Annotated in this window: 10 protein-coding genes and 2 rRNA genes; all 12 read right to left on the reverse strand. The window is 60.8% G+C overall.

Annotated elements, in window-relative coordinates:
- Positions 1-4 precede the first annotated feature (4 nt).
- The gene (gene recN / locus Q7L55_01930; GenBank protein ID MDO8731324.1) at positions 5-1,732 is read right to left on the reverse strand and encodes a DNA repair protein RecN; all 1,728 of its coding nucleotides are present in this window, start codon (positions 1,730-1,732) and stop codon (positions 5-7) included.
- Positions 1,717-2,610 carry an NAD kinase gene (locus tag Q7L55_01935; protein MDO8731325.1) on the reverse strand — a complete coding sequence of 298 codons (894 nt, stop codon included), beginning with the start codon at positions 2,608-2,610 and terminating at the stop codon, positions 1,717-1,719. Before Q7L55_01935 ends, recN begins: the two co-directional genes overlap by 16 nt.
- Entirely contained in the window at positions 2,607-3,443 is an 837-nt protein-coding gene (locus tag Q7L55_01940) for a TlyA family RNA methyltransferase (GenBank protein ID MDO8731326.1), read from the reverse strand. Before Q7L55_01940 ends, Q7L55_01935 begins: the two co-directional genes overlap by 4 nt.
- Positions 3,444-3,451: 8 nt before the next feature.
- A complete protein-coding gene (locus Q7L55_01945; GenBank protein ID MDO8731327.1) occupies positions 3,452-3,811 on the reverse strand; it encodes a hypothetical protein in 360 nt (119 codons plus the stop codon).
- Complete coding sequence (locus Q7L55_01950; protein MDO8731328.1) at positions 3,811-4,293, reverse strand: polyhydroxyalkanoate synthesis protein PhaF; 483 nt, start codon at positions 4,291-4,293, stop codon at positions 3,811-3,813. The genes Q7L55_01945 and Q7L55_01950 overlap by 1 nt, the downstream gene beginning before the upstream one ends.
- Positions 4,283-5,104, reverse strand: coding sequence for an HAD-IIA family hydrolase (locus Q7L55_01955; protein MDO8731329.1), 822 nt, complete (start codon positions 5,102-5,104; stop codon positions 4,283-4,285). The genes Q7L55_01950 and Q7L55_01955 overlap by 11 nt, the downstream gene beginning before the upstream one ends.
- Entirely contained in the window at positions 5,101-5,577 is a 477-nt protein-coding gene (locus Q7L55_01960) for a hypothetical protein (protein ID MDO8731330.1), read from the reverse strand. Before Q7L55_01960 ends, Q7L55_01955 begins: the two co-directional genes overlap by 4 nt.
- The gene (locus Q7L55_01965) at positions 5,564-5,917 is read right to left on the reverse strand and encodes a single-stranded DNA-binding protein (protein MDO8731331.1); all 354 of its coding nucleotides are present in this window, start codon (positions 5,915-5,917) and stop codon (positions 5,564-5,566) included. Before Q7L55_01965 ends, Q7L55_01960 begins: the two co-directional genes overlap by 14 nt.
- Positions 5,918-6,007: 90 nt before the next feature.
- Entirely contained in the window at positions 6,008-6,727 is a 720-nt protein-coding gene (locus tag Q7L55_01970) for a tetratricopeptide repeat protein (GenBank protein ID MDO8731332.1), read from the reverse strand.
- Positions 6,640-7,749, reverse strand: a complete 1,110-nt coding sequence (locus Q7L55_01975; protein ID MDO8731333.1) for a hypothetical protein — start codon at positions 7,747-7,749, stop codon at positions 6,640-6,642. The genes Q7L55_01970 and Q7L55_01975 overlap by 88 nt, the downstream gene beginning before the upstream one ends.
- 103 nt (positions 7,750-7,852) lie before the next feature.
- A 5S ribosomal RNA gene (rrf, locus tag Q7L55_01980) occupies positions 7,853-7,969 on the reverse strand.
- Between the two features lie 84 nt (positions 7,970-8,053).
- Positions 8,054-8,712, reverse strand: a 23S ribosomal RNA gene (locus Q7L55_01985); the annotation flags it as partial.

Below are 8,712 nucleotides of genomic sequence, written 5' to 3' on the forward strand. Positions count from 1 at the left end.
ACTATCAGCGAGCTCGCTCGGTTGCCGCCACCGCAAGCAATTCCTCCGCGTGCGCGAGTCCGGCATCTGACTCTTCCAAGCCGGAAAGCATGCGCACGAGTTCGACCACTCGCTGATTTCCGCTCACGTCCTGCACGCTGGACTCAGTGACGAGCCCATCGCTGCTCTTTGTGACGACCAGATGGCGATCGGCGAAGGCTGCGACCTGCGGCAGATGCGTGACGACAATCACCTGGGCTTGCCTTGCGAGTCGCGCGAGTCGGCGGCCAACCTCGACCGCGGTGCGACCGCCGATTCCGGCATCGACTTCGTCAAAGATGAAGGTCGGCACGGAGTTACGCCCGGCCATCGTCACTTCAATGGCAAGCATCACGCGCGACAACTCGCCCCCGGATGCGGCCTTGGTCACCGGCTGCGCATCTGTGCCCGAATGCGGTCGAAGAAGAAAAGCGATCGAGTCAGCGCCAGCAGAAGTGAAATCTTCAATCTCGGTGGTGCTCTGGACCTCAATAATCAATTCGGCTTCGGGCATCGACAGCGAACGCAGTTCATCGGACACCTGACTTGCGAGCTCATGGGCAGCCGAAGTGCGAAGGCTCGTCAGCCGCTGCGCTGCCGACCCAACCTCGATTGCCAGCCGAGCAATGTCGGCGCGGATCTGATCTGTGCGATCCTCCCCTCCCCCAGGAGCCGAGAGCTTGCGGTCAGCGTCAGCGCGCCATTGAATAACGTCCGCCAAATTTGGCCCGTAACTGCGCATGAGCTTGCGCAGCGCCGCGCGACGCTCTTCGACCCAGGCTTGGCGAGTGGGATCTGCCTCCAGATCCAGGAGTGCGCTCGACAGTTCGGTACCGGCATCGGCAAGCAGAGCCGTGACTTGCGCAAGTTGCGTGCGAAGCAAGCCGAGGGTCGGATCAATCGCTGCAGCCCGGTCAAGGGATTTCTGGGCCAAGCCGACTTGGTGAAGCGCGCCTGGCTCAATGTCGGTTCCAACGAGCCAGTCGTGCGCCGCAGTGATGTCCTCGTGGAGACTGCCGGCGTTGGTCAATCGAGCCGACTGAATGTCGAGGCTTTCGTCCTCAGCTGGCTCCGGCGCGACGGCATCAATCTCAGCAATGCCGGTTTCGAGAAGTGCAGCCTCACGCTCTCGCTCCGCCCTATTCGTGGTCAGCGACGCAAGTTCGTTCTTCGCCTGCCGCCAACTCCCAAAGACTGCCCGATATTCCTGAATGGTTTCGCTGCACTGAGCACCGGCGTAAAGGTCGAGCATCTCGCGTTGCCGCTCGGCGGAACGCAACTGCCATTGATCGGCTTGACCATGAATGGCAAGGAGCTCGGACGCGACTTCCTGCAGGAGACTTCGTGGCACGGTTCGCCCGCAGGCCACCGCGCGCCCACGTCCTTCAGCAGGAACCGATCTCACAATGATGAGTTCGGCGCCGTCATCTTCAAGATCGGGTGGGGCGCCAGCCTCGGTCAAGCGCGAGATGACTGCCTCGCTATTCGCGGGGATCAGCCAATTGCCTTCGACGAGCGCCTCCGGTTGACCCCGTCGAACCAATGAAGGGTCGGCCTTTGCGCCGGCAAGCAGGCTGAATCCGGTGAGCACCATGGTTTTACCGGCTCCCGTTTCACCAGTAATGACAGTGAGGCCCGGAGAAAAACTCATTTGCGCATCGTCAATGACACCAACCCCTCGGATGTGGAGCCGGGTGATCAACTGGTGCGCCACCCGTCAACAGGCAGGGCAAATTTGGCGACGAGCCGGTCGGTGAAGGGTGCCTGCACGAGTCGTGCCAGCAATACAGGTGACGGATCGCGACGGACTTCTACCCGGTGGCCACCGCGCACTTCAAAGGTGCGACGGCTGTCAGCAGCCAACCAGGCATTTGAGTCTTCGGAGAGTTCCAGGCAGATCAGACTTGAAGGTCCCACGACAAGTGGACGTGCGAACAGTGCGTGGGCGCTCAGTGGCACCAGGAGCATGGCTTCGACATCTGGCCAGACCACCGGCCCGCCTCCAGAAAACGCATAGGCCGTCGAGCCGGTGGGAGTAGCGGCAACAATGCCATCGCAACCCCAACGCGAAAGCGGGCGACCATCGATTGCCACTAAGACTTCGATCATGCGACCCCCGGCCGCCTTTTCCAAACTGATCTCGTTCAGTGCCCAAGTGCGCAGCAAGAGTTCATCGCCGTCGAGGACGCGTACGTCAAGAGCCATCCGCTCCTCAACGTGCCACCGGCGGTGCACAATCGCCTCAACGACGGCATCGATGTCTTCCGACTCTGCTTCAGCAAGAAATCCGACGTGTCCCAGGTTGACTGTGAGCAGCGGGATACAGGCCCACCTGGCGCGCTCGGCCGCTCTCAAGATCGTGCCGTCGCCACCAAGGACAACCACGATCTCGGTATCATCGGCCGCATGCTCGTCGGCAGAAACTACTTCGATCCCCGGCGGGGCATTGGCGCCCCAAGAGGCCACGTCATCGCTGGCCACCCGGATGTTGAATCCGTGCGACTGCAATGCGCTGATCACCAACAAGGCAGCGGCACGCGCCTCAACCCGCCCGGGATTGAGCACAAGGAGAGCCTGACGCAGTTCTGTCACAGCGGTCCCTCCTCAATGGCTCGGCTGATAGCAGCAGAGAGTGCATCATCCCGCAGAGTGATAGGCGTGTCGGCACCATCCACAGTGTTTCCTCCCGCGCCGTTGCGCATCCAGAGGAAGAATTCCACGTTGCCTTGCGGGCCTGGCAGCGGGCTGGCCACAACGCCAAGAACATCAAGGCCTCGCTGCACGCCGTGGTCGGCCACCGCCTGAACTGCCCCAGCACGAACGACGGGATCGCGAATGACCCCATCGCCTACCAACTCCCGGCCGACTTCAAATTGCGGCTTCACCATCAGTATGAAATCAGCATCTGGCGCGGCACAGGCGATGAGGCTTGGCAACACCAGGCGCAGGGAGATGAAGGACAGATCAGCTACGAGGAGATCTGGCCGATAAGGCAGATCATCAGCGGTGAGAGTCCGGATGTTTGTTCTCTCCATCACTGTCACTGCCGGGTCATTGCGCAATTGCCAGGCGAGCTGGCCGTAGCCGACATCGACAGCCAGCACCCGGGCCACGCCACGCTGAAGCAGCACCTGGGTGAAGCCACCCGTGGATGCGCCGGCATCGAGGCAATCACGTCCTGCAAGTTGGATGCTCGTGAAGTTGTCGAGGGCCCCACTGAGTTTGACCGCCCCACGCGAGACGAAGCCGTGGTCTGTACTGGCAAGAACTTCGATTGCCTCGGACATCTCCACCTGTGTGGCGGGCTTGGTCGCCACCGTCCCACGCACGGTGACAGCACCAGAAGCGATGAGTTCTTGCGCTTGCTCGCGAGAGCGAGCTAGTCCGCGACGGGTGAGTTCCGCGTCCAGACGCCGACGCGCCATCCTTCGAACTAGGCGCTGATGTCAGTCAGCCGCTGATGCAGGCTGCTGTGCACAGAAGTCAGGACTTCGGCGTGATCATGCACCGAGAGTTCATCGAGTGTGGCGAGCTCTTCGAGAGCGGCATCGACCTGCGCATCGCCTGTCGGCTCCCAGACGGGCAGTACGAGAGCCACGTCGACATCTTCGAGCACCATGACTGAATCTTCAATCTGGACTTCGGCAATCACGACCTCAACTTCAAGCTCAGCCAGTGCGAGATCCTCAGATTCGGAGGACTCAAACTCTTCCGAATCATCTTCGAAGCCCGCGGTTACGAACTCTTCGGCCTCAGTTACGTCTGGCTCTTCGGCTCGAAAGGACTCATCCATCATTCGGCAGACTCGCCTTCAGTGTGTTCTGCGACAACGGCTTCTGTGTCTACCGGCTGAGTGGCAACGGGCTCGGCAGTGGCCGGTGGGGAAGGCTTCTTGGCCGCCTTCTTTGCAGCCGGCTTCTTGGCCGCCTTCTTTGCGGCAGGCTTGGCACCGCCGTTCTTGCTGTGCATCTCTTGTTCGAGCCGCTGCACATGGCGACGGACTGCGGCCAACTCATCCTCGCGAACAAAACCCATCCGACTGACCGTGCGATCGACTTCCGTTCGCACCATCCCGACGAGCATCTCGCGGTTATTGCGGCTCGTTGACAGCAAGTCATCGGCCAACTCCTGCACCTGACCCATGAGATCAGGCGCCTTGGTGGAAAGGATCAGTCCTTGAGTGATGAGACTCGCGGCTATTTCCTTGGCTTTGGCCGCCGTAACATCGCTGAGTCCATTGGCTAACTGCAGGTATCCACGCAGGTCATTGAGCATGGACTGACGGTACCGCGAGGAAGTGACGATCAGGTAACAAGCAGCCCAGGTCCGCGGAGACATAGGTGGGGCGCAACTCGCCGATAGCGCTCATCGCTTCGGTGGCTGTGGAGATGCCCGTTGTGACGAGCAGGGTGGGCATGCCCAGACGAGCACCAGCAGCCATGTCAGTGTCCAGCCGATCGCCGATCATCAAAGGTCGAATTGCACCAGTTCGTCGCAGTGCTTCCCGAAGCAGTGCAGGCTCTGGCTTGCCTGCGACGGCATCAGGGCGCCGGCCAGCGGTCTGCGCCACGACTTGCACAAGTGCCCCGTTGCCTGGAGCGATGCCTCTGGCTGACGGGAAGGTGGAATCCAGGTTGGTGGCAATCCACGGAAGGCCCGCACGAACAGCGAAGGTCGCCTCAGCGAGGTCCTTCCAGCCAACATCGGGGCCATAGCCCTGCATCACCGCTTGCACTGAGTCTGAGAACGTCGAGACTGGAGTGAAGCCGCGTTCAATCAGCGCCGCTGAGACGCCCTCACCTCCGATGGCCAGCACTTCACCACCAGTGATGTGTTCGGCCACCAGGGTTGCCCCGGCCATAGAAGAGCTGATGACGTCAGCCTCTTGAGCTGGAATGCCGAGGTGACGCAGATGTGCAGCTACTTGCGCGGGAGTTCGCGAGGCATTGTTGGTGACGTAAATGCAGCGAGCGCCTTGCGCCCGCGCAGACTCAATAGCCTCGATCGCGCCCGGCACCGCCTCTTCGCCGACGTAGACGACTCCGTCAAGGTCGAACAGCAGCACATCGAAATCGCCGACGCTCATGACTCCTCGCTCAATGGGGCGTCGAGTTGGGATTGCTGCTCAAGTGGGCCATTCAGTGGTAGGCCGCCGGCCTCACGCGCTGCCAAGGTCGCCTTGACTTGAACCAGTGCTCGGGCATATTCGGGTCGATCGGGCTGCATCACGCTGGCCATCGCCAGCTCATCTCGGGCAGGTACAAACATCTGGGTTCGCCAAAGAGCCAGACCCTTGCCGAAATGGGCGTAGTCATTGTCGGGGGCGAGTTGGATCAAGAGATCAAAGGCCATCGCGGATGCGCCAAACTGCTTGGTATCAAACAGCGCTCGGGCATAAGCCTCGACAGCCGATTGGGAGTGCGGTTCAATTGCCAGCAGACGATCGATGAGCAAGAGTGCAGCATGCGCATCGCCGGAGTTCAGCAACTCCATCGCGCGCTGATACCAGTCGTAGGCCTGCCCTGCAGGGTCGCTGCGATCCAGCTCAGGGTTTGACACCTGAAGATTCTCGCACGCGCGTCAGCGCTCGCACTTCGATCTCAGTTGCGCTGCCCAGTCCGCCGCCCCCTTGCCAGAATCGTCGGCGCAGTGAGCCATGCACCTCGACCCATGAGCCAGGAGCCCAAACTTCGACTTTACTTCGAATCTGCGCACGAGTGGTCTGGCAGGCCAGCGAATCCACGCGCGGTGAACCTTCACGCAGCCGTCCACTTCTTGCGACGATCACCGTGAAACTTGCGATCTCATCGCCACTGGGCAACTCGCGGGTGATCACCTGCTGACCAAGGCGGCCGACAAGATGGACTTCATTGATATCAGCGGCATCGTCTGTAGTCATGGAAGCACTGTCGACCATCCAATTGCGACCGTCCACGCCGTTCAATGAGCAGTGGATGTCGCCCGCCAAGGCGAATTCCTGTGGAATCTGCTACTCGTCTTCCTCTGAGAATTCGATCCCGTCCATGATGTCGCACTGCACCTCTGCATCCGTCACACCATCCAGATCCGAGCCAGCCGCCCGCTCCATCCATTCGCGAGCCTCATTCGTACGACCTGCATCACGAAGCAAACTGGCATAGGCGTACTGCAAGCGGGCACGTGAATCACCCGGGCGAAGGCGGGTGAGTTCGGGAACCTGCAAAGTGACAATCGCCTCTTCAAGTTGACCCATGTCCGATCGAGCTCCGGCGGCAACGATCATCAACTCAGCTCTGGTTTCAGCATCCAGACCCTGAGTATCAAGGGTCCTGATGTAGTCCAGCGCTTTTTGTGGACGCCCAAGGCCACGTTCGCAGTCAGCAATCATAGGCAGGTAGACACCGCCGCCACTCATCCGACGAACGGCTCGAAGCTCTGTCAGAGCCTCGCCAAATCGACCCGAGCGGTACGCCACGATTCCCGCAGCTTCACGGACAGTAGAGATGCGCGAGGCGCGGCGACGCGCAGCCTTGACGTGCTCAGTGGCGAGGTCGAGATTGTCTTCGTCCATTGCGCGCTCTGCGGCTACTAGGTGCCGAGCAACGAGAATCTGCAAGCCTTCAGGCAGGCTGCGCAACTCCATCAGCAACCCGCGATCAAGATCCTCTGGCGTGATGTCATCGGGAATGCGCGGATCACGAATCTGATCGCCATCATCACGACGACGCACAGGCGCACGCGAACCGCGATCATCGCGCTCCTCGCGAGGGTTGCGCGAACGGCCAGCTGCCGGCCGATCCGAGGGGCGAGATGACCGTTCATCACGGCGTTCGTCTCGGCGATCGGAATATCCAGACCGAGGAGCAGCCGAGCGCGAGCGCTCATCTCGATCACGAGTCTCGCGAGGTCCGCTAGTGCGCGGAGCACTCGACCGCGGGCGGTCATCGCGACCACGATCGTCGCGACCACGGCTCTCACCACGATCCGAATAGCTCGAGCGCGGAGCTGAAGTGCCTGAACGGTCAACACGTCGATCCGGAGAACCTCTCCGAGGCGCTGAACTACGCGGACGGTCACTGCCGGGACGAGACTGCTGACCACGGTCATCGCGATCATTGGAACGCGGAGCCGAGGTTCGGGATCGATCATCACGGCCACGCGAGTCGGGTCGATCCGAATAGCCCGAGCGCGGACGATCATCGCGACCACGGCTTTCGCCACGATCGGAATAGTTCGAACGTGGCGCTGAGGATCGGGGGCGATCATCTCGACCGCGGTCGTCACGACGATCACTTGAACGCGGAGCTGAACTTCGGGGCCGATCATCCCGACGATCCGAGGATCCCGAACGAGGCGAGGAACTGCGCGGACGATCACCGCCTGGCTGATCTGTGCCGGGGCGGGGATCCATGCCGCGTCGATCACGACCACCCGAGGGTCGAGGCGCACTCGAGCGAGGACGATCATCTCGACCTCGGTCGTCACGACGATCACTTGAACGCGGAGCTGAACTCCGGGGCCGATCATCCCGACGCTCATCACGCCGGTCGGAGGACCCACTGCGAGGCGCACTCGAGCGAGGACGATCTGATGAGCCATTTTGCTTGCCGCGGCCCGAGGCGCTGGAGCCACGCGAGCCGCCAGTTGGCTTGCCTCCCCCTGAGCGACTTCCGGTTGAGGGCGGGCGACCCGAACCGGATCGACCACTGCCACTGCCTGAAGGCCGCGGTGACCGGGCTCCACCTCGGTCATTGCGCTCTGCCATGAGTTCATCCTCTCGCACGCCCAGGCGTGCTTGCTATTCGTGCTGGAATAGAAATGGCCACCCCAATGGGGTGGCCATTTCTGAAAAATTGTCCGGCGGCGTCCTACTCTCCCACGCAGCTTCCCGCGCAGTACCATCGGCGCTGAGGGTCTTAGCTTCCGGGTTCGGAATGGAGCCGGGCGTTTCCCCCTCGCTATGGCCGCCGAAACTCTATTGAGATTTCAATTGGGCTTTAGTCCCCGACCGAATCTCGGGAACCACACAGTGGACGCGAACAAGAAAGTTAAAGTTAAAGGCAAGTCCTCGGCCTATTAGTACCGGTCAGCTCCGTGCATTGCTGCACTTCCACGTCCGGCCTATCAACCCAGTCATCTAGCTGGGGGCCTTACCCGGTTAACCCGGTGGGAATCCTTATCTTGGAACGGGTTTCCCGCTTAGATGCTTTCAGCGGTTATCCCTTCCGAACGTAGCTAATGAGCAGTGCTCTTGGCAGAACAACTCACACACCAGAGGTTCGTCCAGCCCGGTCCTCTCGTACTAGGGTCAGATTTCCTCAAGATTCCTGCGCGCGCGGCGGATAGGGACCGAACTGTCTCACGACGTTCTAAACCCAGCTCGCGTGCCGCTTTAATGGGCGAACAGCCCAACCCTTGGGACCTACTCCAGCCCCAGGATGTGACGAGCCGACAGCGAGGTGCCGAACCTTCCCGTCGATGTGAACTCTTGGGGAAGACTAGCCTGTTATCCCCGGGGTAGCTTTTATCCGTTGAGCGATGATCCTTCCACTCGGAATCACCGGATCACTAGACCCAACTTTCGTTTCTGCTTGACCTGTCGGTCTCGCAGTCAAGCTCCCTTCTGCTCTTACACTCAACATCCGACTTTTATTCGGATTGAGGGAACCTTTGGGCGCCTCCGTTACAATTTAGGAGGCAACCGCCCCAGTTAAA

Source organism: Actinomycetota bacterium, assembly GCA_030650795.1.
Taxonomy (GTDB): Bacteria; Actinomycetota; Actinomycetes; order S36-B12; family S36-B12; genus UBA11398.